We start from the raw sequence: 25,677 nt of genomic DNA on the forward strand, positions 1-25,677 counted from the left end.
TTCTGGGCGGCACGGGGGGCGTCAAGGGCAACCTTGGCGTCGCCGCTTCGCTCGGGAGCGCGTTTCCGCAATCTCCGGCCAGGCCCGCCGTGCCTGCCCCGATCCGCGGGTGTTTCCCGCGCTGAGGTCCTATGCAGCAGGTTGTCGCTTCTCACAGCGCCCGTCGGCCCCGTCTCCGTAGTATCCACGCCTTCCTGATGCTGTGCTGCCTGGCGAGCGGGGCGGCCATCGCGAGCGGCGCATGCTCGTCGGGCACGCCGCAGGACAAATGCTTCGGGGGGGTCATCGTCGACGGCGTTTGCGAGGGCAAATGCGAGCCAGATCTCTGCCTGGAGGGCAACACCTGCGTCGGCAACCGCTGCGTGCTCAGGTGCAGCAGCCACCGCGAATGTATTCCAGGCTTCCAGGACTGTGCGCCGGCCGAGGAGGACGACACGAAGGCCGAGATCCTGGTCTGCACGCAGAAGGAGAAGATGGTGGGCTTCGGTGCGCCCTGCCCATTCGGCACCGAGTGCGGCCAGTTCGGGCGCTGCCCCGACGAGACGCCGTGCAACCCGATCCAATGCAACGGGAACCCAGGCGAGTGCCAGCGCGACACGGAGCGGTGCGGCGGCGACCCCGCCTGCTCCGCCGGCAAGTGCAGCGACGGCAGCGCCTGCGTCGTCCCGGCCTGCTCCCCCGACCAGTGCACCTCGCTCGGCCTGGAGTGCCTTGGCAAGGGACAGGGCGACGCCGAGGCCTACTGCACGATGCCGCACTGCATGGGCGATGCGGACTGCCCCGGCGGCTTCGAGTGCGCCGTGTCCCGCGATCCTCACGCGATCTGCGGCACGAACAAGGGGGATAACGGCTTCTGCGGTGAGACCGACGAGGAGTGCATCGACCCGTCCACGTTCGGGGACGGCAACACCTATGTCGAGGGCCCGGTGTGCCTGCTGCGCAGCACCTGCGTCAAGCGCACCCAGTGCGCGCCGTGCAGCACCGATTTCGACTGCTCGTTCGCCGCGGAGCAGCGCTGCGTCGCGATCGACGGCGAGCTCCGGTGCGCCAGGTCTTGCAGCGCGGACTCCGACTGCGACCTGGACTACCGGTGCGACGAGGGCGCGTGCATCCCGCGGTTCGGCGCCTGCACCGGCAAGGGCAACTTCTGCGAGCCGTGCCGCAACGACACCGACTGCGGCGACGCGGAGTCCACGATGGAGTGCACCACCACGCTGCGCGGCGAGCGGGCGTGTCTGGACGCGGCGCTCCCCATCCGGTGCACCGCGGAGAACGCGGCGGAGGTCTGCCCGAAGTCGCCCAGCGGGCTCGTCGGCGCGTGCGTGTGCGTCGAGCAGAACTCGAGCGGGGACTGCGTGGACTCGCGGTGCTACCTGCCGTCGCGCCAGCTCGATCGCGGCGACCCCGATTCCAAGGTCGCCACCTGCTGGTGACGGCGCCGGCCGGGCGCAGGAACGGCCTGTGTCGCGCCGCGCCCGGCCAGGCCAGAGCGAGCGCCCGCGGCGACGCCGCGCTCGCCGGTTGACGGGAATCCCGAGCAGTCCTAACTCCTTCGCCCCATGCCCATCACGAAGGACGCCGCGCTCGCCGCGCTGGCAAAGGTCATCGCGCCGGACCTCCAGCGTCCCATCACCGACCTCGGTCGCGTCCGGGAGCTCTCGGTCGAGGGCGAGGCCGTCTCGCTCACCGTCGAGCTGACCAGCTACTTCAAGCAGCGGCTCGCGGCGGACATCGAGGCGGCGCTGAAGGGCGCCGGCGCGAAGGGTGTCCGGATCGCGTGGGACATCGGCATCCCCGCGCGCACCATCCTCCAGGACGACCCGTCCCCGGGCGTGCGGAACATCATCCTCGTGATGAGCGGCAAGGGCGGCGTCGGCAAGAGCACGGTCGCCGCGAACCTCACCCTGGCGCTCAGCCGCGAGGGGGCCAAGGTCGGCCTCCTCGACGCGGACATGTACGGGCCGAGCGTCCCGACCATGCTCGGCGTGATGGGCCGCCCGACATCGGCCGATGGGCAGAAGTTCTTGCCGCTCGAGCGCTTCGGCGTGAAGCTCATGTCGATCGGCTTCCTGCTGGAAGATCCGAGATCGGCGGTCGTCTGGCGCGGGCCGATGCTCCAGAACGCCCTGATCCAGTTCATGCGCGACGTGGAATGGGGTGAGCTCGACTACCTCGTGCTGGATCTTCCGCCCGGTACCGGCGACATTGCGCTGACGATTTCCCAGAAGATGAGGACCACGGGCGCGATCGTCGTGACAACGCCGCAGGAGGTGGCCCTCCAGGACGTGTACAAATCGGTCTCGATGGCCCAGAAGGTCGGGATCGCCCTGCTCGGCGTGGTCGAGAACGAGAGCTACTTCGTGTGCGACGGGTGCAGCAAGCGGCACGAGCTCTTCGGGGCCGGCGGCGGGCAGAAGATCGCCGAGTTCGCCGAGGCGCCGCTGCTCGGCCAGATCCCGATGGATCCGGCCATCCGGGAGTGGGGCGACGCCGGCACGCCGGTCGTTCAGGCTGCCCCGAGCAGCCCGATCGCGCGCGCTTTCGTGGATGTGGCGGAGCGGCTGGCCGGCCAGGTCAGCGCCCACAACCTCGCGAGCGGGGGCGGCCTCCGCATCGATCGGAGCGGGGGGAGCAACAAGCACCTGCCCATCATGCGGTAGGCTCTCGCGTAAACGTCCCGGGTACGATATGGTTCCGGCCCCTTCCCCCATTCAACCGAGGGGGCCGCTGGAGAGAACGCGAGCACGTTTCGCCCCCATCGGCATGCGTTGTCGCGCGAGGCGCGGATGAATACCCACGAAAATACCACCACGCCGGCGGACGCGCCGGGAGCTCCGGCCGACCAGGGCGGCCCGCTCGAGTCGTCGAACGCTGCGCCCGAGCAAGCAGCCCAAGCCCATGAAGGGGGGTCCACCCCTCCAACTGAAGCGAGCTACGAGCCCGGCGAAGAAGCGTCGCCGCAGGCGAGCTCGGCCCAGTCCGAGGCGACACCGGCCGCGGCGGCGAGCGCCGCCCCGGCGAGTGACGCCGACGACGAGTGGGAAGAGCAGCCGGGCGACAACATCGGCAACCGCGTTCCAGGCTTGCCGCGGGATGATATCGGCAATCGCAAGCCGGGGTTCTCGTCCGGCAGGCGGACCCCTCCGGCGGCTTCGAAGCCCGCGCCGGCCGCGAAGCCGGCGCTGGCTGCGAAGCCCGCGCCGGCCGGAGAGGCCGGTGCGGCCGCGCAGACCGAGGGTGGCGCTGGAAAGAAGCGTCGTCGCCGCCGTCGCCGCAAGGGCGCGGAGGAGTCCGGCCAGCCCGAGGGCGAGGCCGCTGAGGCGGCCGAGGCCAGCGGCGCGGAGGCGGCCGACGCGGCAGAAGAAGAGGAGGGCGAGGAGGAGCACGCGGCCGACGAGGCGGGCGGGCAGCCGCAGCCCGGTGGCGAGAAGCGCAAGCGGCGCAAGGGGCAGGGCGCGCCGCCGCCGCGCGAGCGCCCGGCCTTCAGCATCGGCGAGGAAGTGTTCGGCAAGGTCAGCAAGATCACCGACCACGCCATCTGGATCGACATCGCCGGGAAGGCGACGGGGCTGTTCGACCGTCGCGAGATCCTCGAGGAAGAGCCGCCCGTCGAGGGAGATCAGTTCATCGCGACGGTGGCGAGCACCGGCGTGCGCGGAGGCATGCTCCTCCTGTCCAGGGCGCCGGTGCAGCTCGATCAGGCGCGCGCGCGCGCCGAGGCTGCGCTCCAGAGCGGCGAGTCGATCGAGGGGTTCGTGACCGGGGCGGTGAAGGGCGGGCTCGAGGTCGACCTCGGCGGCCTCCGCGCCTTCGCGCCGGCGTCGCACGTCGATCTGCGCCACGGCGCCGACCTCAACTACCTCGTGGGCCAGCGGCTCGACTTCGGCGTGACCCAGTTCGCGAAGAAGGGGCGCGACATCGTCGTGTCCCGCCGCAAGATGCTCGAAGAGGAGAGCCGGAAGGCGCGCACCGAGGCGCTCACGTCGATCGAGCCCGGCTCGCTGCACAAGGGCATCGTGCGCAAGGTCGTCGCGTGGGGCGTGTTCGTCGCGCTCCCTGACGCCGGCGGCGTCGAGGGGCTGGTCCACATGAGCGAGGCGAGCCACGACCGCGGCGCCAAGCTGGCCGACCTGTTCAAGCCGGGCGCGGAGATCGACGTGAAGGTCCTCCGCGTCGACGACAAGGGCAAGCTCTGGCTGAGCCGCAAGGCCGCCACGGTCGACCCGTGGGACGCGGTGAAGGAGAAGTACGCGGTCGGCACGCGCCACAAGGGCAAGGTCGCTCGCCTGCAGCCGTTCGGCGCGTTCATCGAGCTCGAGCCGGGCATCGACGGGCTCATCCACACGGCCGACCTCTCGATGAAGCCGATCCAGCACCCGAACGAGGTCGTGAAGGTCGGCGACGACGTCGACGTTGTCGTCGCGACCTGCGACGCCGCGGGCCGGCGCATCGGGCTCCACCCCGCTCCGCCAGAGGGCGAGGAGAGCGAGCCGCGCCAGCGTGTTCAGCAGGGCAAGGCGGTGAAGGTGTCCGTCACGCAGGTGACCGAAGGGGGGCTCGTCGTCCGGGTGCTCGGCACCACGGGGCGAGCGGCTCGCGGCTTCATCCCGGCAGGCCACACCGGCACGCAGCGCGGCACCGACCTCCGGAAGGAGTTCCCCATCGGGACCCAGCTCGACGCGAAGATCATCGAGGTGGATCCGCGCCGGGGCGAGGCCAAGCTGTCGATCCGCGCCCTCAAGGAGGACGCCGAGAAGCAGGCGTACCAGCAGTACCGCGCGGGGGTCGCGCGCGAGGCCAAGTTCGGCACGTTCGCCGACCTGATGAAGAAGAGCTGATCCCGGGAGGCGCGCGCCGGCTCGTGCGGCAGCGCCTCCGCCTCCCTCCTCCACCGGCCACCGCCCGCGGTCCGGCGCGCTTCGCGCTACTCGCGCCCTAGCGCGCTCACGGGATCCATGCGCGCGGCCCGCCGCGCCGGGAAGAACCCGAAGACGATCCCGATCGCCGTGCTCACCCCGAGCGCGACCGCGAGCGCAGCCGGCTCGAGCCTCATCGGCCAGCCGAGCGCGCGCGAGAACCCGAAGATGACGCCGTACCCGAGCGCGCTGCCGACGATGCCGCCCAGCGTGGCGAGCACGAGCGCCTCGAGCAGGAACTGCAGCAGGATGTCGATCTCCCGGGCGCCGATGGCCATCCGGATGCCGATCTCCCGGGTGCGCTCGGTGACGCTGACCAGCATGATGTTCATGACGCCGATGCCGCCCACGACGAGCGACACCGCCGCGATGCTGACGAGCAACGCCGAGAGCGCCGCGAAGATCGCGTCCTGCATGGCCTGGAACTCCGCCTGGCTCCGGACGGCGAAATCGTCCTCGTCGTTCTCGCCGATGCGGTGCCGCTGGCGGAGGATCGCCTCGGCCTGCTGCCTGGCGCGCTCCGACGTCTCGGCCGACGTCGAGCTCAGCAAGATGGCGTGAACCTCCCCGGGCCGCGTGGCGACGACGTGCGACCGCATCGTGGTGATGGGCATCAGCACGATCTCGTCCTGGCTCTGCCCGAAGGGCGACGCCCCCTTCTCCTCCAGCACGCCGAGCACGCGGTACATCTGGCGGCCGATCCGCACCATCCGGCCGACCGGATCGAGCGATCCGAACAGATCGCGCGCGGTCTGAGCCCCGATCACGACGACCTTCTCGGAGAGGTTCTCCGAGGCGGGGCTCCACGGCTCTCCCTGCGCGACCTTCCAGCTCCGGATCTCGAAGTAGTTCAGGCGCGTCCCGACGAGCGTCGGGCTCGCGTTCTGGCCCTCGTGGATGACCTGGGCGCTCGACCTGAGGAACGGCGCCACGAGCCGGATGCTCGTCGACTCGCGCGCGAGCGCCTGGCCGTCGAGCTCCGAGAGCTTGGCGCCCGCGGTGCTGCGGACGCCCGAGGCGCGGGCGGAGCGGGCGAAGACGATGAGCGAGTTGGAGCCGAGGTTCGAGATCTGCGCGTTGACGCTGGCGCGCGCGCCGCTCGCCAGCGCCGTGACGGTGACGACGGCCGCGACGCCGATCGTGATCCCCAGGATCGTGAGCCCGGCGCGGAGCTTGTTCCGGCGGACGGCGCGCAGCGCGATCACGACCGCCGAGAACACCCGGGTGAGCGTGGCGCTCATTCGTGCCTCAGGGCGGCGATGGGATCCTGACGGGCCGCGCGGCGGGCCGGGAAGAACCCGAAGACGATCCCGATCGTCGCGCTCGTCCCCACCGCGACGACGACCGCGCTGGCCGGCAACGTCATGTTCCAGCCGAGCGTCGCGGCGAGGGCCTCGATGACGCCGAGCCCCGCGCCGAGCCCGAGCACGCCGCCGATGAGCGACAGGGTGATGGCCTCGACAAGGAACTGGACGAGGATGTCTCCCTCGGAGGCGCCGATCGCCATGCGGATGCCGATCTCGCGCGTCCGCTCGGTGACGCTGACCAGCATGATGTTCATGACGCCGATCCCGCCGACGAGGAGCGACACCGCGGCGATCGAGGACAGGAGCATCGTCAAGGTGTCCAGGATCCGCTCCTGGGACGCGCGGAACTCCGCTTGCGTGCGGATCACGAAATTCGGCTCGTCGTCCGGCGCGATCCCGTGGCGCTGCCGGAGGATCCTGTCGATCTGCTCCACCGCGCGATCGACGGTCCGCTCGCTCGTGGCGGCGGCGACGAGCATCTGCACCCTGCCCGGCGCGCTCGGCACGATCCGCGACCGGAAGCTGCCGATCGGCATGAGCAGCCGGTCATCCTGGTCCTCGCCGAAGGGCGATTGCCCCTTCTTCGCGAGCACCCCGATCACCCGGAACGGGTGCTTGCCGATCCGGATGTACCGGCCCACGGCCTCGCCCGAGCCGAACAGGTTCTCCCGGACGGTCTCGCCGATCAGGCAGACCTTCGCCTTGAGCTGCTCGTCGGCCTCGGTCCAGCCCTCGCCCACCCCGACGCTGTACGAGAGGATCGAGAGGTAGCTCCGGGTCACGCCCATGACCTGGGTCGCGACGTTGGCCTCTCCGGCAACGATCTGCGTCGACGTCGAGCTGAACGGGCTCAGCACGGCCACGCTCGTCGACTCCTTCAGGATCGCGATCCCGTCGGCCTCCGACATCCTCGCGTTCTCGCGGCGCTTCAGCCCCGACGCCTGCGTCGATTGCGGGAAGATGTAGATCGAGCTCGCCCCCATGCCCGAGATCTCGCCCAGGACGCGGTTGCGCACGCCCGTCCCGAGCGCCACGACGATCACCACGGCCGAGACCCCGATCAGGATGCCGAGCACCGTCAGGGCGGCGCGGAGCTTCGAGCGGACGATGGCGCGCAGCGCGATCCGGACGGCGGCGAGGTAGCCGCTCATGGCGAGCGCTCGTCGCTCTCCGCCGCGGAGAGCGGCAGCGCGGCGAGCGCCGCGGCCGCGTCGACGGGGCGATCGTTCCTGAGATCGCTGCGGATCTCGCCGTCGCGCATCGTGATCACGCGGCTCGCGCAGGCGGCGATGTCCGGCTCGTGCGTCACGAGGACGATCGTGATCCCGCCCCGGTTGAGCCGCTGCAGCAGCCCGAGCACCTCGTAGCTCGTGCGCGTGTCGAGGTTGCCCGTGGGCTCGTCGGCGAGGAGCAGCGGCGGTGAGGTGACGAGCGCCCGCGCGATGGCGACGCGCTGCTGCTGCCCGCCCGAGAGCTGGTTCGGCGTGTGGTGCAGGCGCTCGGCCAGCCCCACCGCGCCGAGCGCCTCGAGCGCCCGCTGGCGCCGCTCCGCCGCGCCGACGCCCCGGTAGACCAGCGGCAGCTCGACGTTCTCGAGCGCCGTGGTGCGCGGCAGCAGGTTGAAGCCCTGGAAGACGAACCCGATCAGGCGGTTCCTGACGATCGCGCGCGCGTCGTTGCTGCGCCGGGTGACGTCGAGGCCGTCGAGCCGGTACGTCCCCTGCGTCGGCCGGTCCAGGCACCCGATGATGTTCATCAGGGTGCTCTTGCCCGAGCCGCTCTGCCCGACGATCGCGACGAAATCGCCGTGCTGGATGCTCAGATCCACGTGCCGGAGCGCCCTCACGATGACGGCCTCGGTCGTGTAGTCCTTGCCGACGCTCGAGAGCTCGATGAGCGGTTCGTCTCGGGGCGCCGCGGCGACGTCTTGGCTCTGGGGCAGCATCACGCCTCAGAACAGCCGAGGGCCGCGCCCCCTGCCGCTCGCGGACGGATCGTCGTTCTCGTCGGTGACGACCTTGAGCGGCCCGAGATCGGACCCGAGCGCGGTGAAAATGCCGTCGGTGATCCCGACGTCGACGACGCGCGGCTCGATCTTCTCCGCCCCGGGCGTCGCGTCGGTCAGCACGTAGATTCGGCCCTTCTTCGGCGGGAGCGGCTCGAGGGGCGGCCCCTTGATCTCCTTGCCGTCCTTGTCCCGCGTCGGGGCGGGCTTGAACCGGAGCGCCGCGTTCGGCAGCCGCCGCACCCCCTTGGCCTCGGCGGACCGGACGCTCACCGTCGCCGTCATCCCCGGCCGGAGCTTGATGTCGGGGTTGTCGACCTCGACGACCGCCGCGTACGTCACCACGCCGGACTGGCTCAACGGGCTGTAGCGCACCTGGCTCACCGTCCCTCGGAACGTCTCGCCCGGGAACGCGTCGACGCTCACGTCCGCCGTCATGCCCTCGCGGAGCCGCCCGACGTCCGCCTCGTCGATGTCGGCGAGCACGCGCATCTTGCGAAGATCCTGGGCGATCACGAAGAGGGTCGGCGCCTGGAAGCTCGCCGCCACGGTTTGCCCGGGGTCGATCGCGCGGCTGATGACGACCCCGTCGATCGGCGAGAAGATGCGCGTGTACTGGAGGTTCGTCGTGGAGGAGCGGAGCACCGCCCTGAGCTGCGCCACCTGCGCCTTCGAGGCCGCGAGGTCGGCGAGCGCGACGTCGTAGGCGCCCTGCGCCGTGTCCAGATCGGCCTGCGAGCCCACCCCCTCCGCGACCATCTTCCTCGCGCGCTCGAGGCGCTGCTTGGCGGTCCCCAGCGACGCCTCCGAGCGCACGACGCTCGCGCTGGCCGCCGCGATCTGCGCCTGGTTCGAGTCGATCTGCGCCCCGAAGAGCGTCGGATCGATCTCGGCCAGCACGTCGCCGGCCTTCACGATGCTGTTGAAGTCCACGTAGACCTTGGTGATCCGCCCCGAGACCTGGGCGCCGATCTGCACCTCGGTGAGCGGCTTGACCTGCCCCGTCGACTGGACCACTTCGAGCACGTCGCCCGTGGTGACGTCGCCCGTGACGTAGCGCGGCGGCGGCGGGGGCCTCGTCCGGATCCTCCAGACGGCGAGCCCCGCGACGAGCGCTGCGATCGTCGCGAGGACGCCGAGGCGAGCGAGCCAGCGCTTCGTGCCTACCCGGGAGAGCTCCTGCTCCAGGCTCTCTCCCCCACGTCGAGGACGCGGTCCGCCCTCGCGCGGGCCCCGGGCCGCCGCGCCGCCGGGGGGCGCCGGCGCGGTCGAGGCCGGTCGCGTCTCGCCCGGCGCCGCCTCTCCGGGACGGAGGCGCTCCGCTTCCGTGGTGGCCTGCGCAGCAGCGGGCGACGCGTCGAGGGGGTCGCGACCGGTCGCCCGAGCCATGGAATCGGCCATCGGACGTCCTCATAGCATGCTGCCGCGCGAGCGCGCCTCGCTTGAAACCGCGGAAGCGCCGTGGCAGACCAACCGCCGCCCCATGGAGTCGCTGCCCATCGCAACGGATACGGTCGTCACGCTGTCCTACGTCCTCTTCAACGAAACCGGAGAGACGGTGGATGAGGCATCGACCGCGGAGCCGCTCGTCTACACGCACGGCTATGCTCAGATCGTGCCCGGGCTGGAGCGCGCGCTGGAAGGGCTGCGCGCCGGCGAGCAGCGCGAGATCACCGTCGAGCCGGAAGATGCGTTCGGCGAGCGCGATGACGCCGGCATCTTCGAGGTGGACAAGGCGGATTTCCCCGATGGGGGCGCTGTCGAGGTCGGCGACGAGTTCGTCGCCCAGGGCCCGGACGGTTCGCCGATCGCGCTCCGGGTCATCGAGATCCTCCCCGAGGGCTTCCGGGTGGACACGAATCACCCTCTGGCAGGCCAGAAGGTGCGCTTTCAGGTTCAGGTCAAGGACGTGCGCGCCGCCAGCGAGGAGGAGATCGCGCAGGCTCAGGCCGAGCTGGAGGAGCGCATCGAGGATTCCGAGGGCGAGGGCTGCTGCGGTCACGACCACGACCACGACCACGATCACAGCCACCATCACGAGCACGGGGATGGGGGGGTGCTCGTGACGCTCTCGAAGAAGTCGTCATAAGCCCACCGCGAACGGGTGGGTTGTCTGAGGAGATCACATCATGACCGTAGGTGAGAAGGGCAAGCTGACGGAGCTGCAGCTCGATCGTCGGGTGCGCGAGCGCCTCCTGGCGAGCGGGACGCTCAGCGCCGGGATCATCGAGGCGCACCTCGCGGGCTTGCAGGACCTGGAGGAGCACGCCGAGGGGATCGCCGTCGACCAGCCGGCGCTCGGCGCGTCAGCGCAGGGGTCGCGGATCGAGCCCGAGCTCGACGACGAAGGGGCAGAGTGAGCGACGCGACGAATCGGGAAGACCTCCCTCCGCCAGGGAGCCTCCCGGAGCTGCCGACGCTCGACTTCTCGACCTTCGTGCTGTCGATCATCGGCTCCGCGTACGTTCACCTCGGCGACGCGCCCAGCCCCGACGGCCGGGAAGAGCAGAACCTGATCCTCGCGCATCAGGACATCGATTTGCTGTCGCTCCTCCAGGAGAAGACGAAGGGGAACCTCTCGGGCGACGAGGAGAGGTTGCTCGAGCAGGCGCTCTACGATCTGCGGATGCGCTACCTTGAGGTCTCGAAACGATCGTGACCGTTGGCGCCAGGGCTCTCTTGTGGGTCCTCCTCGCCTCGCTGGTCGCCTCGTGCAGCAAGGCCTCTCCCGGCCACTCTTCCAGCGCAAGCAGCTCCACCGTCCCCTCGGGCGCCGTGCCGGTGGCGATCGCGCCGCCGCCTCCGCCCGCGCCGCCGCCTCCTCCGATCGTCCGCTCCGAGGGCATGCCCGGCTCCTTCGCGCCGCTCGCGCGCAGGGCCGATCCAGCGGTCGCGACGGTCAAGGCGCGCGTCGAGCGGCAGCAGCCGGGCGGCCGCCGCCGCACGGTCGCCGAGGGGCTCGGGACCGCCTTCGTCTATGATCCAGAGGGCTTCCTGCTGACGAACAACCACGTGATCGAGGGCGCGACCGACATCCTCGTGAGCTTCGTCGACGGCCGCGACATCAAGGCGACCGTCATCGGCCGCGACAAGCACACGGACGTCGCCGTGCTGAAGGTCGACGAGAAGGGGCTCCCGTCGCTCCCCCTGGGCGACTCGGACACCATCGAGGTCGGCGACTGGGTGGTCGCGATCGGCAACCCCTTCGGCCTCTCCCACACGGTCTCGGCGGGCATCCTCTCCGCCAAGGGCCGCACCCGGGACGACGTGAAGGGGCTCGACCCGAGCGGCTACTTCAACTTCCTCCAGACGGACGCGAGCATCAACCCCGGCAACTCCGGCGGCCCGCTCCTGAACCTCAAGGGCGAGGTGGTCGGCATCAACGCGGCCGTGCGTGCCAACGCGAACAACATCGGGTTTGCGATCCCGATCAACATGGTCCGGCAGCTGCTCCCGATGCTGCTGCGCGACGGCAAGATCCGGCGGAGCCAGGTCGGGGTGATCGTCGACGTCCTCAACTCGATCGAGGCGGGGCGGCTCAAGCGCCCCGATCGAAAGGGGGCGTGGGTGAAGACCGTGGTGGCGGGGGGACCCGCGGACCGGGCTGGCATCGCGCCGGACGATGTGATCATCGGCTTCGAAGGAAAGGCGATTTCCGACCCGAACGAGCTCCGGTGGATGGCGAGCATCGCCGGGGTGAACAAGGCCGTTACGCTCCGCGTCGCGCGGCTGGAGCGGGTCTTCGATGTCCGCCTCACGCTGGGCGAGCTGCCCGAGCTCAGCGACGAGGCCGATGAACCGTGAGCCGGGCGGCCGCTGTCTCCCGCCCGGCACGTCCGCCGGCTGCCGCGCGCCGTGCGTGTCCGCCTGCTCCGCGACCTCCCTCGTCCCCCAGCCTCCTCAGGTAAGCTGACCCCGTGGCCATTGCACCTTCCCACCCGGACGAGCTCGAGCCGGTCGCACCTCCCGGTGATCCCGGCGAGGTCGACGCGGAAGGCGACGAGCTGTCCGCGGAGGGCGACCACCCCGAAACGAAGCAGCTCCACCCGCGCCTGAATAGCGCTTCCGCCCGTGCGTCCAACCGCGAGGCACGGCGGCGGGAAGCGGAGGAAGATCGTGAGCTCATCGAGCGGGCGCAGAAGGGGGACCAGGCGGCTTTCCGCTCGCTCGTGGAACGGCACCAGCGCAGGGCGTTCGCGATCGCGATGGGGCTCGTCCGCGACGAGAACGACGCGCGCGAGCTCGTGCAGGACGCCTTCCTCCGGGTCTACAAGGGCCTCGGCTCCTTTCAGGGGGGCTCGTCCTTCTTCACCTGGCTCTACAGGATCGTCACGAACCTGGCGATCGACCTCATGCGGAAGCCGGGACGCCGCGATCTCGAGCTCCAGGAGAACCAGGCGGCAGACGAGCAGTCCGACTTCCCGCTCGTCGCTCGGATCGACGGCGCGGACCCCCTCAACGTCGTCCGGCGCCGGGAGATCGCCGGGCGCATCCAGGCCGCGCTCGACGCGCTGCCGCCCTACCACCGAGGCGTGATCCTGATGCGGGAGGTGGAGGGCATGTCGTACGAGGAGATGGCTCAGGCCATGGGGGTCTCGAAGGGGACGATCATGAGCCGCCTGTTCCACGCCCGTCAGAAGCTTCAGCGCGCCCTCGCCGACTGTTACGCGGAGGAAGAGGGCAAGGCCCCAGCAGAGGACCCGGAGGAGATCGCGTGAGCAGCGCCAACAGCAGCAAGGCGAATCACGGGGAAGCGAGCGCCCCGCCGACGGATCTGGAGCTGATGCTCTATGTCGATGGTGAGCTCGATGAGGCGCGCCACCGGCAGGTGGAGGAGCACGTGCTCCACGACCCGCGCTGCCGGGCGAAGGTCGCAGCGCTCGTCACCGCGGCCGACATGGTCCGGGACAGCGCGCTCGCCTCCAGCGCGGCCGACGGCATCGCCGATGGGGTGATGGCGAAGCTCCTCGAAGGGCAGGCGGGCGCCGCGCGGGGCGACGGGGGCGGCGCCGCGCGGCCGCTCGCGGCGCCGCCGTCGGGCGAGCCGCCCCGCGCTCGGGCGCGGCTCCAGGGAGCGCCGGCGAACGACAACGCGCGTGGGATCTTCGCGCTGACGGCGCTCGCCGTGGCGGCGGCCGCCGCCTTGATGGTCTGGGGCAAGATGGGCGTGGAGACGCCCACCGCGGAGCTGACGACGTCGGCGCCCTCCGCGTTGCTCGCCCCGCCGCCCGAGGCGCCCTCCGCGCCGCTCGCGGCGCCGGCGAAGGAGCCGGACGCCGCGCCGAGCTTCGAGGGGGAGGTCGAGCCCGGCGTCGAGATCGCCGCGGTCGACTTCGGGGCACGCATGGGCACCATCTTTTACGTCCCTCAGGAGGCCGTGGCTTCAGGCCCGACGACCACGGTGGTCTGGCTCTCCGATGACGGTCCGGGAGGACAGTGATGAGATTTCTTGCGAGTGCGATCACCGCGACGATGGTCCTGGCGCTCGGCGTGAGCCCTTCCCCTGCCGTCGCGCAAGAGAAGGCGCCGGCCCCCCCGCAAGCGGCGCCTTCGGACGCCGAGGTCACGTCCGAGATCGTGATCCTCCACGCGACGAACGATGGGAAAGGCATCGACCCGAAGATCGGCAAGATGCCCGAGCTCGGGAAGCCGCCGTTCTCTGCGTACAACAGCTACAAGCTCCTCGAGCGGCTGAAGGTCACCCTGCAGAAGGGGAAGCCGACCACGACGAAGCTGCCGAACGGCAGCGTCCTCATGGTGTCGCTGAAGGACGTGGTCGCCGCGAAGAAGAAGGACGAGCCGAGGCGCTTCGTCGTCAGCGCGAGCATCCAGAAGCCAGGTGGCACCACGTTCCTGCCCCTGCTCGAGGTGAACGCCAAGGCCGGCGAGAGCTTCTTCGTCGCGGGTCAGCCGCACATGGGCGGTGTGCTCGTGCTCGGCATCAAGGTCGCGCCCTGAGTCGAGGGGAGCTCGCCCCTGCTCAGCGGCGGGCCGAGGACGGCAGCGCGATCGGCAGTTCCAGAGAGAAGACCGTCCCGCGCGGGGCGCGCGCATCCGCGCGGATGCTGCCGCCGTGCGAGGCAACGATGTTCCTTACGATGCTCAGGCCGAGCCCGGTGCCGGTTCCGTCGGTCTTCGTCGTGAAGAAGGGCTCGAAGATCCTCGTCAGGTGCTCGGGCTCGATCCCGTGCCCGTCGTCGCGGATCGTCACCGTGATGTAGCCGTCCGCCGGCGACATCGCGGTGGAGATGCCGAGGCAGCCGCCGCGCTCGTTCATCGCGTGCGCGGCGTTCGTGAACAGGTTCACGAACACCTGCGTCAGCGGATCGATGACGCCGCAAACCGGAGGGATCTCGTCGAAGCGCCGCTCGACGGTGACGCCCGTCTGGTCGAGGAGGTGCTCGCAGAAGACGAGCGCGCGCTCGATGATGTCGTGGAGCGAGACGGCGCCCGGCTTCTCCGTGGACGGCCGCGCGTAGGCGATCAGGTCGCGCGAGAACCGGCGGATGCGATCCGCCGCGTCGTTGATCCTCGCGAGCCGCTCGATGTCCGAGGGGTCGAAGCCGCCGCGCTCGCCCTTGCGGCGCAGGTACTCGGAGTAGGCGAGGATCGAGGTGAGCGGGTTGTTGAGCTCGTGCACGACGCCTGCGGCCATCTTCCCGAGCGAGGCCAGCTTCTCGGCCTGCATGACCTGAGCGCGCAGCGACTCGTGCGCGCGCGCCTCGCGGAGCGACGCACCCAGGGTGAGCACGAGCCGGTCGACCAGCGCCTCGACAGGCGCGCTGTCGAGGTACGCGGCGTCGTCGGCCGCGATGTGCATCGTCGAGCGACCTCCGGGCTCGATGGCCACGACGCGCTCGAAGGCGAACTCCGGGAGGAGCCGCGCCGGATCGCGGCCGTCGTCGCGGCGAGCGCGCGGCGAGACCCGGACCGCCACCTGCGCGCCCGTCGCGCCGGGGATGTAGATGCCGAGCCCGCAGGCCGTGAGCACCTTCGCGGCCGCGCCGAGCAGCGTCGAGGCGCGCTGCTCGATGGAGGCCGACGGATCCAGCTCGCTCGACGCGATCAGCAGGCTGTCCACCCACTCGAGCGGGATGTCCCGGGTGAGGGGCTTCCGGAGCGTGACGGGAGCGTCGGACAATGGCTGCTCCCCCAGGCGCTCCGCGGTCTTTCCGCTCACCCGATCACCCTGTTCGGGTCGTCGCCGCTCGATCGGTCGAGATCGATGATCTTCGCTGCGCCGACATAGGATTTCGTCTCATAGCGGGTGATCTTGCCGATCTTGCGGACGATCTCCGCCATCCGCTCGGCTTCGCTGCGGATCGTGGTCGCGGCCCCCTTGATGGGGGACGCGTCGTCGATCCGGCGGCAGATCAGCTCGGCGTAGCCGAGCACGCTGGTGAGCGGCTGGTTCAGCTCGTGCGCGGCCGCGCCCGCGAGCTCGGCGATGATGGCCTGCTTCTCGCGAGCGCGGAGCTCCTCCTGCGCCTCGGTGAGGCGGGCCTCCATCCGCATCCGCTCCCGCAGGTCCGTGAAGATGCCGACCGAGCCGACCGGGACGCCGTTCTCGAAGATCAGCGCCGCGGAGAGGTGCACCGGGATCCGCGACCCGTCCCTGGCCAGGACCTCGGTCCGGTAGCCCTCGAGCCGGCCGGGACCGCCGTGCTCCTTCGCGTGGATGAGCCTCATGATGTGCTCGGCGTTGTGGTCGGGGTAGAGCGCGCGGGCGTTCATCACGCCGACGACCTCCTTCGCGTCATACCCGTAGATCCGCTCGGCGGCGCGGTTGAAGAGCAGGACGACGCCCTCCATGTTGGCCGAGACGATCGCGTCGACCGAGCTGTCGATGACGCGCTCCAGGAACTCCTTCGTCTTCGTGAGCTCCGCCTCGGTGGCGCGCTCCGTGGTGACGTCGCGGAAGCTGACCAGGACGGCGCCGCTCTCCTCGCGAAGGACGCTGCTGAAGCTGAAGCTCAGGATGAGCCGCTCGTGCTCGCCCCGCCGCACGGTGAAATCGACCATGTGCGGGAACGATCCCTTGGCGAAGCCGGCCCGGATCTCCTCGAGGAGAGGGTGCTCGCGCGCGTCGACGAGATCGGCCAGGTTCGCCCTCTCGAGGTCCTCCGCCGTGCGCCCGGTGATCGCCTGCGCGCGCGGGTTGGAGAAGAGGATGTGGCCGTCGGGATCGACGACGACGATGCCGTCCGCCGTCGAATAGAAGAAGTCGGCGTAGCGCTGGAGCGCCTTCAGCCGGCGCTCCGCCTCGAACCGCGCGAAGGTGCTCTGCTGCGTCTGGTCGCGGAGCGACTGCAGGATGCGCGCGTTGCGCAGGGCGATCGCGGTGGCGCTCGCGACAGTGCGGGCCAGCGAGAGCTCGTGCGCGTGGGGCGCCACCGGCTGCCGGCCGCGCAAGAAGAGCACGCCGAGCGGCTTGTCCTCGAACAAGATCGGCAGCAGCGCCAGCGAGCGGAACGCGTTCTCCGGGAGCTCCGCACGCACGATGTCGAAGAGCGGGTGCGCCTTCGCGTCGTCGATCACGAGCACGTCGCCCGTGCGCATGACGCGCTGGATCTCCGGGTACTTGCCGAGATCGATCGGCAGATCCCGCAGCTCCTTGTCGTCGCTCGCGGCGACCACGTAGCCGACGTCGCCCGCGTCGCCCACGAGGACGATGCTGCAGCGGTCGACGCGGGCCACCTCGGCGATGCGCCGCACGACCGTGAAGAGGATGTTCCGGAAGTCGAGCGTCGAGGAGAGCGCCTGCGTGAGCTCGAGGACCACCTTCGCGTCGTGCTCTTTGCGCGCGAGCGCGTCGACGTAGTCCCGGATCCGGAGCTGCCCGCGGATGCGCGCGATCAGCTCGGCAGGGCGGAACGGCTTGCGGATGAAATCGTCGGCGCCGAGCTCGAAGGCGCGGGCGACGTCCTCGTCCGCGTCGAGCGCGGTCAGCACGACGACGGGGACGTCCTGCGTCCGGGGGGCGTCCCGCACGGCGCTGAGGACCACGTAGCCGTCCGGGGGCGGCATCACGAGGTCGAGCAGCACGAGCGCCGGCACGCTCGCCTTGAGCCAGGCGAGCGCGTCCGCGCCCGAGGTGACCGCGACGGCCTCGATGCCCGCGTCGGCCAGCGCGTGCAGCAGCATCTGCCGGCTGACGGCGTCGTCGTCCACGACGAGCACAGGATCACGGCGAGGCACACGCCAAGCTTAGCGACTCCAGGCTGGAGCGATGAGAGAATTCCGGGCCTCGGCGCGGCGCTGGCGCACTGCATTGCGCTGCCCGCGCGGCGCTGGGATCAGGAGAAGAGATCTCCCTGCTTCGTCGCAGGAGCCGCGAGGCCCAGGTGCTCGTAGGCGCGGCGGGTTGCGACCCTGCCGCGCGGCGTGCGGCCGACGAAGCCCTGCTGGAGCAGGAACGGCTCGTACACGTCCTCGATCGTGTCGCGCGGCTCACTGAGCGCCGCGGCCAGGGTGTCGATGCCCACAGGGCCGCCGTCGTAGTGATCGACGATGACGCGCAGCAGCCGGCGATCCATTTCGTCGAGGCCGGCCGCGTCGATCTCGAGCCGCTCCGCGGTCTTCCGCGCGATCTCCACCGTGATCGCGCCGTCGCTCAGCACCTCGGCGAAGTCGCGGACGCGGCGCAGGAGGCGGTTGGCGACGCGCGGCGTCCCCCGCGCGCGCGCCGCGATCTCGCGCGCTCCGCCGGCGTCGATCGGCACATCGAGCAGGCCGGCGCTGCGCTGCACGATGCGCTCGAGCTCCTCGACGGGGTAGAAGTCGAGGCGGACGACGTGGCCGAAGCGCGACAGCAGCGGCGCGGTGAGCAGCCCGGTGCGGGTCGTCGCGCCCACGAGCGTGAAGGGCTTCAGCGCGAGCTGGATCGTCGTCGCGTACGGGCCGTCGCCGGTCATGATGTCGATGTTGAACGACTCGATCGCGGGGTAGAGGCTCTCCTCGACCGCCGGCGTGAGCCGGTGGATCTCGTCGATGAACAGCACGTCGTTGCGCTCCAGCTTCGTCAGCAAGCCGGCCAGCGCGCCCTTGTGCTCGATCGCCGGTCCGCTCGTGACATGGAGGGCGACGCCCATCTCGCGGGCGATGATGTGGGCGAGCGTGGTCTTTCCCAGGCCGGGTGGGCCACAGAACAGCATGTGGTCCAGCGGCTCGCGCCGCCGGCGCGCGGCCTCGACGAAGATCTTGAGGTTCTCCGTGTGCTTGGCCTGGCCGACGTACTCGGCGAGCGAGGCAGGCCGGAAGAGGCGATCGAAGCGATCGTCGTCGCCTGTCTCGGCAGGAGAGAGCGCCCGTTCAGGCATACCACGGGCGTACCGCGTGCAAGCAGCGAAGGGAAGCGATCCGCGCGGCGGCGTGGGTCGCCGCGGGGCGCTGGTCGAGGTCAGCCGAGCGCAGGGACAGAGGACAGGCGGGGGCGGCGGGGGGGCGGGATGCGCGGCAGACGAGCGCGGCAGAGCGGCCGGCCGTCGGGGGCGCCGTCCACCTCGAGAGAGCCGCCGTGGAGCTCGATCACCGATCGCGCGTGGCTGAGGCCCAGCGTCAGGCCGCGCCCGCGCGCCGTGGTCTGCCGGCTGAACAGGGCCTCGAGCTCGTCCGGCGGCACGTCGCGGCTGCCGTACTCGATGTCGATGCGGACCTCGTTGTTGAACTCGCCGGCCATCGTCGCCGTGAGGCGCACGAGGCGGGCCGACGGGTCGGCCGCGCCCGTCCGGAGCGCGTGCGCGACGATGACCGCGATCGCGCGCGTCGCGTAGGCTTGATCGACGGGGATCAGCGGCAGGGTGTCGCCGACCTCGATGACGACCTCGCCGCCGGCGTCGCTCGCGAGCTCGCGCGCCTTGCGGAGCGCGCCCGCGATGAGCCAGCCGACGGACGTCGGCTGAGGCTCGAGCGTGAGCTGCCCGGCCTCGACGCGGGCGGCGTCGAGGATCGACTCGATGAGGCCAAGGAGCTCCCGGCCGCGCGTCGCGATGAGCTCCAGGCTCTCGCGCTGCGCGGGGGTCAGATCCTCCTGGCCCACGAGCTCGGCGAACCCGAGGATGGCGTTCAGCGGGCTCTTGAGGTCGTGGCTCACGCTCGCGAACAGGAGGCCGCGCATGCGCTGCGCCGCCTCGCGGGACTCGAGCGCGCGCTCCTGCGCCGCGGCGAAGACGCGGAAGCGCTCGGCGAGGTCCTCGATGGCGTGCCCGAGCCGGGCGACGACGGCGAACCGGGCGGGGCGCGCGATCTGGGTGGCGCCGCGCAGCACGCTGTCCGTGCCGAGCAGGCGCACCTGCTTCGTGGCGTGCACGAGATCGGCCGCGAGGACGCGGCCGAACAGGTTGCCGAGCGCGCCGGCGACCAGCACCGCGAGCAGCGCGACGAGCGCGCCCCAGATCGCGGCAGAGGGCTCGAGGTCGGCGGAGAACCGGGTGTTGACGCAGCCGTAGTCGAGCGGCGTGATCACGGCGATCTGCCCGTCGGCTTCGCGGCCGAAGGAGGGCTCCGAGCCCACGCAGTCGTGCTCCAGGCGCGCGAGGAACCCGAACTCCGCCGCCGAGGCCACGACGTCGTTGCGGCCGGCCGCGTCGATGGCCCCGAGCGACGGGTCGAGCGCCGTGCGCGCGATGAGCCCCGCGGTCGAGCGCCGGCTGCGCTCGATGAACGTCTGGAGGTGCGCGTTCGCGATGAGCACCGCCCCGACGCCGACGAGCAGCACCGGCGCGGCGACGGCCAGGAGCAGCTTGGAGGTGACCCGCCGGCGCGGCGTCTGGTAAAGCTCGGCGGTCTCGAGCAAGGCGCCGATCGCCTCGGCCGGGCTGATCTCGAAGAGGCTGAACGCCGCGGCGCGCGTCAGCACGTAGTGCGGGATCGCGGAAGCGCTCAGGATCGTGATCGCGAGGATGAGCAGGCTGACCGCGCGGCCGTCGTCGAGCTTCTCTGGCCTGATCCCAGGGATCATCATGAGGCCCGCGATCGTCGAGCTCGCCAGCACGAAGCGCAGCGCCAGCGAGGTCGGGAGCCTGGCGAACCGATCGAGCTCCTCGTGATCGACGTCACGCGAGCCGATCACGAGCGAGCGCAGCAGGTTCTCGTGGGTGCGCAGCCGGAGCAGCGTCAGCAGCGTGGTCGCGCAGATCGCGGCGAGCGCGAGCTTGGCGCCGACCGAGAGCACGCTGGCGGCGACGCGCTGCTCGAGGATGAGCAGCTTCGGCGCGAGCGCCGCGATCGCGCCGAACGCGGCGACGCCGACCAGCGCCTGGCGGACGAGCACGCGCCTCGCGAAGTGGATCGCGTCGTCCCTCATGCGCTCCTCGGTCATGCGATCCTCCCCTGGGAGCCGCCGGCGCCGGGGTCGCTCCCCGGCGGCGCCGCCGCGTCGGGCGCGGGCGGGGTCGGCGCGAACAGGGGCTGCTGAACGATCCACATCGGCAAGGTGATCGTGAAGGTCGAGCCCCGCCCGAGCTCGCTCTCCAGCTGGATCGTCCCGCCGTGCATCAGCACGAGGCGCCGCGCGATCGAGAGCCCGAGCCCCGTCCCGGCCCGGCGCGAGCGCACGTCGCCGGTCTGCCGGTACTCCTCGAAGACCGCCGACGTCTCCTCCGGCGGGATGCCGGGGCCGGTGTCCTGGACGACGATCGCCACATAGCGGCCGCGCCCCGTGATGTTGACCGTCACCGAGCCACGCGCCGTGAACTTGACGGCGTTCGAGACGAGGTTGGTCAGGATCTGCCGCACCCTCCGCGGATCGGCGTGCGCGACCAGGGCGTGGTCCCCGGTGACGCGGAGCTGGAGGGGCTTGTCGCGCGCCGCCGCGGACGCTTCCCGCATCACCTGATCGACGAGCGCGCGGAGGTTGACGGCGCGGCGGGAGAGCTGGAGCTTGCCCGTCTCGAGCGCCGAGAGGTCGAGGATGTCGTCGATGAGCGTGCGCAGGTGCTCGCCGCTCTGCCGGATGACCGATAGCGCCTCGCGCGCGTCCTGGCTGAGCGGCCCGTCGACCTCGCTCTCCAGGACGTGCGCGAACCCGAGGATGGCGTTGAGCGGCGTGCGCAGCTCGTGGCTCAGCCCCGCGAGGAACGCCGAGCGCTCGCGGTCCATCGCGGAGGCCTGCTGGAGGTCCGCCCGGTAGGTGCGCTCCGCCGCGGCGAAGCGGGTGATCAGGAGGTTGAAGGCCGCCGTCAGGAGGCCGACCTGGTCGAGCGACCTGATCGGAACGGGCTCGGCCTGGATCACGTCCGTGGGCAGCGCGCTCTGGACCTGTCCGCGCGCCATCGCCGTGATGCGCTCGCGCAGGTAGTCGACGTCGTCGCGCGCCGACTTGGTGAACGAGAGCGCGACCGCGACAGCCACGCCGAGCAGCAGCACCGTGAGCGCCGCGACGGCGTTGCCGAGCGCGATCGAGTCGGGCGGCGGGCTCGGCGCCGAGACGAAGGTGAGCACCGAGAGATGAGAGAGCGGCGGGTGCAGCGGGCGCGCCGCGAAGCGGACGCGGCCGAGCGAGGTCGTCGTCTCGCCCTTGCCCTGGGTCAGCATCTGGACGATGCCGGCCCTGGCCGGCGCGCTGAAGCTCTCGTTGATCAGCACGTGGCCGCCTTGATCGACGAGCAGGATCTCCGACCCAGCCCGCCGCGCCGCCTCCCGCAGGAACGCCGCCCGCTCCCCCTCGATGGTCCCGCGGAGCCGCGCCGAGAGCGTCGCGGCCAGCACCTCGGCGCGCAGGCTCGCGGCCTGATCGCTCATCTTCGCGAGCTGGCCGATGCCGATCAGCGCGATCGCCATCGCCGTGGCGATCCCCACGACGATCACGATCGCGGGCGCGAGCGGCACGAGCGGCGTCGTGCCGCGGGGCCAGCGGATGAGGCGACGACGGCGGGCCACGGAGGAGCCAGGATGCTAGCGCGCTTCGGGCGGCGCACGGACCACCTCGGGCGCGCGGAGGGAACTAACGAGCGAGCGCCCTCGCGGGCGGCTCTACCTGGGATCGGTCGCCAGGAGCGCGAAGACGGAGTGGTCGAGCCAGCGGCCGTCGCACCACTCGGCCTGCCGGGCGATGCCCTCGAAGCGGAAGCCGAGCCGGCCGATGACCGCGAGGGAAGGATGGTTGTCCGTCGCGGCCGCAACCCGCACGCGGTGCGCGCCCATGTGGCCGAACGCGAACCCGAGCGCGGCCCTCGCGGCCTCGGTCATGAGCCCGCGCCCGGTCGCCTCCTTGCGGAGCCAGTAGCCGAGCTCGCAAGAGCGGTGCAGGTGCACGCACGCCTCGAGCCCGACCACCCCGGCGAGCGAGCGGTGCGCGCGCTCGCGGATGACGAAGCGCAGCGCTCTGCCGTGATCCCAGTCGGCGGCGCACGCCTCGGCGAAGCGCACGCTCGCGGCCGGATCCGTGTGGAACTGCACCCAGGGCAACCAGCGCTGGAGGGTCGCGCGCGAGCCGTTGACCGCGAGCCAGAGCTCGGGCCCGTCGGACGGGTCGATCGGCACGAGGATCAGCCGCTCGGTCTCGATGGGACGGGCGCGGACCTCGCTTCGAGGTGGGAGGATGAGCATGGGGTCACCGGCACTGGATGCGGGCGGCGTAGGGCTCGAGATGACCCGCCTCGTAGTCAAGCCAGGCGACATACCACTCTCCAGGCTTCGCGCCGGGGCTGATCGAGGGCGCCGGCTGATCCCCGCTGACGCGGGCGAACTTCGTGGGCGCGCCGATGCCGTCGCGGTTGATCGACGCGGTGAGCATGCGGCCCCCCTCGAACCAGACCAGCTGGGCCTGCCCGCTCGGCGCGATCGCGATCGACGGGCGCGCGCCCGACTTCGAGAACCGCTTGCGCCAGAGCGGCTGGCCCTTGGCCGGATCGATGTAGGCGGCCGATGCGCCCCCGAGCGGCGCCTCGCCGTGCCAGACGACGAAGCAGCCGCCCGCGCCGCAGGCGAGCGAGGGGCTGTCGCTCCGTACCCGATCGCTGTTCACGAGCGACAGGTCGCCGAGCGCGCGGTCGGCGCGCTTGCCGGGGCTGGCCGGCGGGAGCCCCTTGCCGGCGTTCGCGAGCGGGAGGCGCATGTACTGGATGACCCGCGTCGGCTCGCGATCGAAGCGGAAGGCGAGGTGCATCACGTCGTTCGCCACCGCCACCGAGGGGAAGCGGACGCGCGGCTTCGAGGGGCCCGTCGGGGTGACGTCGGTCAGCCGGATGATCTCGCCCGCCGGATCGAGGTTCGGCGAGAGGCGGCGCATGAAGAGGTCCTCGGAGGCGTTGTCGCCGTCGTCCGACCACGTGATCAGGAACCCTTCGGCGGCGCGCGCGAGCGAGGGCCACGAGTTCCCTCCGCGAGGGAAGGGCGCGACCATCACGGCGGGGCCGTCGATCCGGCCGTTGGCGTCGAGCCAGCGCACGTGCACGCCGGCCTCCGGTCCCTTGCCGTCCCAGTACGTGAGCACCAGCCGATCGCCTGCGGAGGTCAGCTCGGGGCGCCCGATGGCGCGGCCCTCGGGCGTCACGTCGAGCGCCGGCGACGACGGCCGCATCGCGCCGTCCAGCGTCGTCGTGTAGGCGTGCTCGGTGCCCTCGTGCGAGTCCGTCCAGGTGACCACCGCGCCGCGCGGCCCGAGCGCGATCGAGGGCCGGCTGGCCCCGACGGCGCGGCCGCCCTCGCGCACCAGATCGTGCGTGCGCGGCCTCGCGAGGCCGGTGAGCGCGCAAGGCGCCTTCCCGCTCGCGTCTTTCAGGGCGACCTGCACGTGATCGATCAGGGTCCGCGGCACGGCGTGGTTGCCCTTGTCCTGGGCGTCCTTCAGCAGCCTGAGCGCGGCCTTGAGATCGCCGGCGGCGACCGCCTCCTGCGCCTGCGCGACGAGCGGCGGCCACGCCAGGGCGGGCGGCTCGACGCGGGCGTCGGTGCGCGCCGGCACGTTGGTCCCGGCGGACGCCGAGGGGGCGCTGATGGCGCTGATGGCCGGCGGCGGCGCCGCGCTGCTCGACGAGACGGGCGGCAGGGCCGTCGGCTTGAGGAACTGGCGGTAGCCCGCGTAGGCGCCGCCCGCGAAGAGCGCGAGCACGCCGAACACGACGAGCGCGCGCCCCGCGCCGCCTCGCTTCGGCGTTGATGCGTGCGCCAGCGGATCGGGGACCGAGGTCTCGCCCGAGCCCCCGGAGAACGTGATCTGCTGCCCCGCGCCCTGGCTCATGCGCCCGGCGATCGCGGCGCCGGGCGCGCCCGAGGTGTCCAGCCCGGCGAACGGATCTCCCCCGCGCTCCGCCGGACCCGACGGGACGGTCCGCCGCGATTCGTTGGGGGTCACACGGACGACCCCCGGCGGGTCGAACGACAGGTCGGCCGGCGCGTCGCCGCCCGGCATGACGAGCCCCGCCTGCGACGGCTCCGCGCCGCGCGGCGGCGTCGGCTGCGCGACGCCGAGCGCGACCGACAGCTCGTCGGCGAACTCCTTCGCGGTCTGGAACCGGCGATCGATGGAGCGGTCGAGCGCCTTCTCGAACCACGTGGTGAAGCTCGCCGGGAGGTCGGGGCGGAGCGCCGCGGGCTGCGGCAGGGGCGCGTTGGCGATCTGCGCGAACGTCATCGCGACGCCCTGCTCGGTCTGCCAGACGGTGCGGCCGGTGAGGCACTCGTAGGTGATGCAGCCGAGCGCCCAGAGATCCGCGCGGTGGTCGACCGCTCCCTGGCCGCGCACCTGCTCCGGGCTCATGTACGCCGGCGTTCCGAAGACCGCGCCCTCGCGGGTGAGGCGCGCCTGCGCGTCGCCGCCGTCGACCGGCGCGTAGAACTTCGCGAGGCCGAAATCGAGGATCTTCGCGCAGAGCCGGCCCTCCTCGTCCTTCGTGAGGAAGATGTTCTCCGGCTTGAGGTCGCGGTGGACGATGGAGGCGGCGTGCGCCTTGGTGAGCCCTCGACACACCTGGGACACCACCGTCACGGTGGTCTCGGGGTCGAGGTACCTGATGACGGTCATCCGCTCGTACAGCGACTCGCCTTCGAGGAGCTCGAGCACCAGGAAGGGCCGCCCGTCGTCGAGCTTGCCCGAGTCGTAGACGTCGCAGATGAAGGGGCTGCGGATCGACGCGGCGGCCCGGGCCTCTCGGAGAAAGCGCTCGACCACGACGGCTGAGGTCGTCAGCTCCTGGGCGAGCACCTTGATCGCCACGCGCTTGCCGATGTCGATGTGCTCGGCCTCGTACACGGCAGCCATGCCACCGCGCCCGATCTCGCGTGTGATGCGGTATTTTCCGGCGAGGACCGTGCCTACCGGGATCTTCGCTTTGTTCGGCAAAGCCATCAGGCAGGGCTGTCCCGCGACTGGATTCGCCAGCGCAGCCTATTCGAGCCGCGTCACAAGAACAATGGCGAGCGCAGCGTGACCCGTCGGGGAGGGGCCCGATCCTCTCTCTGACGCCGCGCAGGCGGGCTCAGCGGCCCCACGACGGCACCGTGAAAGCGG

Annotated in this window: 21 protein-coding genes; 10 read left to right on the forward strand and 11 right to left on the reverse strand. The window is 71.4% G+C overall.

Annotation, left to right across the window (positions count from 1 at the left end; translation table 11 throughout):
- The first annotated feature begins 197 nt into the window (after positions 1–197).
- The 3 genes from ACSRUE_RS12455 to ACSRUE_RS12465 all read left to right on the forward strand — a co-directional run bounded on the left by ACSRUE_RS12455 (position 198) and on the right by ACSRUE_RS12465 (position 4,838).
- The gene (locus ACSRUE_RS12455; RefSeq protein WP_441291173.1) at positions 198–1,433 is read left to right on the forward strand and encodes a hypothetical protein; all 1,236 of its coding nucleotides are present in this window, start codon (positions 198–200) and stop codon (positions 1,431–1,433) included.
- Positions 1,434–1,559: 126 nt separating this feature from the next.
- Positions 1,560–2,660: a P-loop NTPase gene (locus ACSRUE_RS12460; protein ID WP_437764362.1), complete on the forward strand. Its 1,101-nt coding sequence runs from the start codon at positions 1,560–1,562 to the stop codon at positions 2,658–2,660.
- 126 nt (positions 2,661–2,786) lie between these two features.
- A complete protein-coding gene (locus tag ACSRUE_RS12465; RefSeq protein WP_441291174.1) occupies positions 2,787–4,838 on the forward strand; it encodes a S1 RNA-binding domain-containing protein in 2,052 nt (683 codons plus the stop codon).
- An 86-nt stretch (positions 4,839–4,924) separates the two neighbouring features.
- Here ACSRUE_RS12465 and ACSRUE_RS12470 read toward each other — a convergent pair whose 3' ends face one another.
- From ACSRUE_RS12470 to ACSRUE_RS12485, 4 genes are read right to left on the reverse strand one after another with little or no spacing between them, the layout of a single operon-like run.
- On the reverse strand, positions 4,925–6,157 hold the full coding sequence (locus ACSRUE_RS12470; RefSeq protein ID WP_437764364.1) for an ABC transporter permease: 1,233 nt from the start codon (positions 6,155–6,157) through the stop codon (positions 4,925–4,927).
- On the reverse strand, positions 6,154–7,374 hold the full coding sequence (locus tag ACSRUE_RS12475; protein WP_441291175.1) for an ABC transporter permease: 1,221 nt from the start codon (positions 7,372–7,374) through the stop codon (positions 6,154–6,156). The genes ACSRUE_RS12470 and ACSRUE_RS12475 overlap by 4 nt, the downstream gene beginning before the upstream one ends.
- Positions 7,371–8,168 (reverse strand): ABC transporter ATP-binding protein, encoded by a 798-nt coding sequence (locus ACSRUE_RS12480; protein WP_437764366.1) that lies wholly within the window; start codon positions 8,166–8,168, stop codon positions 7,371–7,373. The genes ACSRUE_RS12475 and ACSRUE_RS12480 overlap by 4 nt, the downstream gene beginning before the upstream one ends.
- Before the next feature lie 6 nt (positions 8,169–8,174).
- Entirely contained in the window at positions 8,175–9,629 is a 1,455-nt protein-coding gene (locus ACSRUE_RS12485) for an efflux RND transporter periplasmic adaptor subunit (protein WP_441291176.1), read from the reverse strand.
- Positions 9,630–9,711: 82 nt separating this feature from the next.
- On the opposite strand from ACSRUE_RS12485, the gene ACSRUE_RS12490 reads away from it, so the two are divergent.
- The 7 genes from ACSRUE_RS12490 to ACSRUE_RS12520 all read left to right on the forward strand — a co-directional run bounded on the left by ACSRUE_RS12490 (position 9,712) and on the right by ACSRUE_RS12520 (position 14,186).
- Positions 9,712–10,317, forward strand: a complete 606-nt coding sequence (locus ACSRUE_RS12490) for an FKBP-type peptidyl-prolyl cis-trans isomerase (RefSeq protein ID WP_441291177.1) — start codon at positions 9,712–9,714, stop codon at positions 10,315–10,317.
- A gap of 40 nt (positions 10,318–10,357) precedes the next feature.
- Complete coding sequence (locus tag ACSRUE_RS12495; protein WP_441291178.1) at positions 10,358–10,588, forward strand: hypothetical protein; 231 nt, start codon at positions 10,358–10,360, stop codon at positions 10,586–10,588.
- On the forward strand, positions 10,585–10,887 hold the full coding sequence (locus ACSRUE_RS12500) for a DUF1844 domain-containing protein (protein ID WP_437764370.1): 303 nt from the start codon (positions 10,585–10,587) through the stop codon (positions 10,885–10,887). Before ACSRUE_RS12495 ends, ACSRUE_RS12500 begins: the two co-directional genes overlap by 4 nt.
- Positions 10,884–12,032, forward strand: coding sequence for a S1C family serine protease (locus ACSRUE_RS12505; protein ID WP_437764371.1), 1,149 nt, complete (start codon positions 10,884–10,886; stop codon positions 12,030–12,032). Before ACSRUE_RS12500 ends, ACSRUE_RS12505 begins: the two co-directional genes overlap by 4 nt.
- Positions 12,033–12,145: 113 nt before the next feature.
- The gene (locus ACSRUE_RS12510; RefSeq protein WP_441291179.1) at positions 12,146–12,946 is read left to right on the forward strand and encodes a sigma-70 family RNA polymerase sigma factor; all 801 of its coding nucleotides are present in this window, start codon (positions 12,146–12,148) and stop codon (positions 12,944–12,946) included.
- On the forward strand, positions 12,943–13,668 hold the full coding sequence (locus tag ACSRUE_RS12515; protein WP_441291180.1) for an anti-sigma factor family protein: 726 nt from the start codon (positions 12,943–12,945) through the stop codon (positions 13,666–13,668). Before ACSRUE_RS12510 ends, ACSRUE_RS12515 begins: the two co-directional genes overlap by 4 nt.
- A complete protein-coding gene (locus ACSRUE_RS12520; RefSeq protein ID WP_437764374.1) occupies positions 13,668–14,186 on the forward strand; it encodes a hypothetical protein in 519 nt (172 codons plus the stop codon). Before ACSRUE_RS12515 ends, ACSRUE_RS12520 begins: the two co-directional genes overlap by 1 nt.
- Positions 14,187–14,208: 22 nt before the next feature.
- On the opposite strand, the gene ACSRUE_RS12525 is transcribed toward ACSRUE_RS12520, so the two are convergent.
- From ACSRUE_RS12525 to ACSRUE_RS12555, 7 genes are all read right to left on the reverse strand, one after another.
- Complete coding sequence (locus tag ACSRUE_RS12525; RefSeq protein ID WP_441291181.1) at positions 14,209–15,369, reverse strand: sensor histidine kinase; 1,161 nt, start codon at positions 15,367–15,369, stop codon at positions 14,209–14,211.
- 35 nt (positions 15,370–15,404) lie between these two features.
- Positions 15,405–17,426, reverse strand: a complete 2,022-nt coding sequence (locus ACSRUE_RS12530) for a PAS domain S-box protein (RefSeq protein ID WP_441291182.1) — start codon at positions 17,424–17,426, stop codon at positions 15,405–15,407.
- A gap of 98 nt (positions 17,427–17,524) precedes the next feature.
- Positions 17,525–18,547 (reverse strand): Holliday junction branch migration DNA helicase RuvB, encoded by a 1,023-nt coding sequence (gene ruvB / locus ACSRUE_RS12535; RefSeq protein ID WP_437764376.1) that lies wholly within the window; start codon positions 18,545–18,547, stop codon positions 17,525–17,527.
- Positions 18,548–18,627: 80 nt separating this feature from the next.
- A complete protein-coding gene (locus tag ACSRUE_RS12540; RefSeq protein ID WP_437764377.1) occupies positions 18,628–20,547 on the reverse strand; it encodes a sensor histidine kinase in 1,920 nt (639 codons plus the stop codon).
- The gene (locus tag ACSRUE_RS12545; RefSeq protein WP_441291183.1) at positions 20,544–22,106 is read right to left on the reverse strand and encodes a sensor histidine kinase; all 1,563 of its coding nucleotides are present in this window, start codon (positions 22,104–22,106) and stop codon (positions 20,544–20,546) included. Before ACSRUE_RS12545 ends, ACSRUE_RS12540 begins: the two co-directional genes overlap by 4 nt.
- 93 nt (positions 22,107–22,199) lie before the next feature.
- Complete coding sequence (locus ACSRUE_RS12550) at positions 22,200–22,775, reverse strand: GNAT family N-acetyltransferase (protein ID WP_012239821.1); 576 nt, start codon at positions 22,773–22,775, stop codon at positions 22,200–22,202.
- Between the two features lie 4 nt (positions 22,776–22,779).
- A complete protein-coding gene (locus tag ACSRUE_RS12555) occupies positions 22,780–25,515 on the reverse strand; it encodes a serine/threonine-protein kinase (protein ID WP_441291184.1) in 2,736 nt (911 codons plus the stop codon).
- Positions 25,516–25,677: the final 162 nt, after the last annotated feature.

Source organism: Sorangium sp. KYC3313, from assembly GCF_052075895.1.
GTDB lineage: Bacteria > Myxococcota_A > Polyangia > Polyangiales > Polyangiaceae > Sorangium > Sorangium cellulosum_B.

What these genes read in the sequence shown, in the direction of transcription:
- ACSRUE_RS12520 (WP_437764374.1), top strand. Translation starts at nt 13,668, where the DNA reads ATGAGATTTCTTGCGAGTGCGATCACCGCGACGATGGTCCTGGCGCTC.
- ACSRUE_RS12495 (WP_441291178.1), top strand. Translation starts at nt 10,358, where the DNA reads ATGACCGTAGGTGAGAAGGGCAAGCTGACGGAGCTGCAGCTCGATCGT.
- ACSRUE_RS12480 (WP_437764366.1), bottom strand. Translation starts at nt 8,168, where the DNA reads ATGCTGCCCCAGAGCCAAGACGTCGCCGCGGCGCCCCGAGACGAACCG.
- ruvB (WP_437764376.1), bottom strand. Translation starts at nt 18,547, where the DNA reads ATGCCTGAACGGGCGCTCTCTCCTGCCGAGACAGGCGACGACGATCGC.
- ACSRUE_RS12540 (WP_437764377.1), bottom strand. Translation starts at nt 20,547, where the DNA reads ATGACCGAGGAGCGCATGAGGGACGACGCGATCCACTTCGCGAGGCGC.
- ACSRUE_RS12455 (WP_441291173.1), top strand. Translation starts at nt 198, where the DNA reads ATGCTGTGCTGCCTGGCGAGCGGGGCGGCCATCGCGAGCGGCGCATGC.
- ACSRUE_RS12465 (WP_441291174.1), top strand. Translation starts at nt 2,787, where the DNA reads ATGAATACCCACGAAAATACCACCACGCCGGCGGACGCGCCGGGAGCT.
- ACSRUE_RS12490 (WP_441291177.1), top strand. Translation starts at nt 9,712, where the DNA reads ATGGAGTCGCTGCCCATCGCAACGGATACGGTCGTCACGCTGTCCTAC.
- ACSRUE_RS12555 (WP_441291184.1), bottom strand. Translation starts at nt 25,515, where the DNA reads ATGGCTTTGCCGAACAAAGCGAAGATCCCGGTAGGCACGGTCCTCGCC.
- ACSRUE_RS12460 (WP_437764362.1), top strand. Translation starts at nt 1,560, where the DNA reads ATGCCCATCACGAAGGACGCCGCGCTCGCCGCGCTGGCAAAGGTCATC.
- ACSRUE_RS12485 (WP_441291176.1), bottom strand. Translation starts at nt 9,629, where the DNA reads ATGGCCGATTCCATGGCTCGGGCGACCGGTCGCGACCCCCTCGACGCG.
- ACSRUE_RS12550 (WP_012239821.1), bottom strand. Translation starts at nt 22,775, where the DNA reads ATGCTCATCCTCCCACCTCGAAGCGAGGTCCGCGCCCGTCCCATCGAG.
- ACSRUE_RS12470 (WP_437764364.1), bottom strand. Translation starts at nt 6,157, where the DNA reads ATGAGCGCCACGCTCACCCGGGTGTTCTCGGCGGTCGTGATCGCGCTG.
- ACSRUE_RS12475 (WP_441291175.1), bottom strand. Translation starts at nt 7,374, where the DNA reads ATGAGCGGCTACCTCGCCGCCGTCCGGATCGCGCTGCGCGCCATCGTC.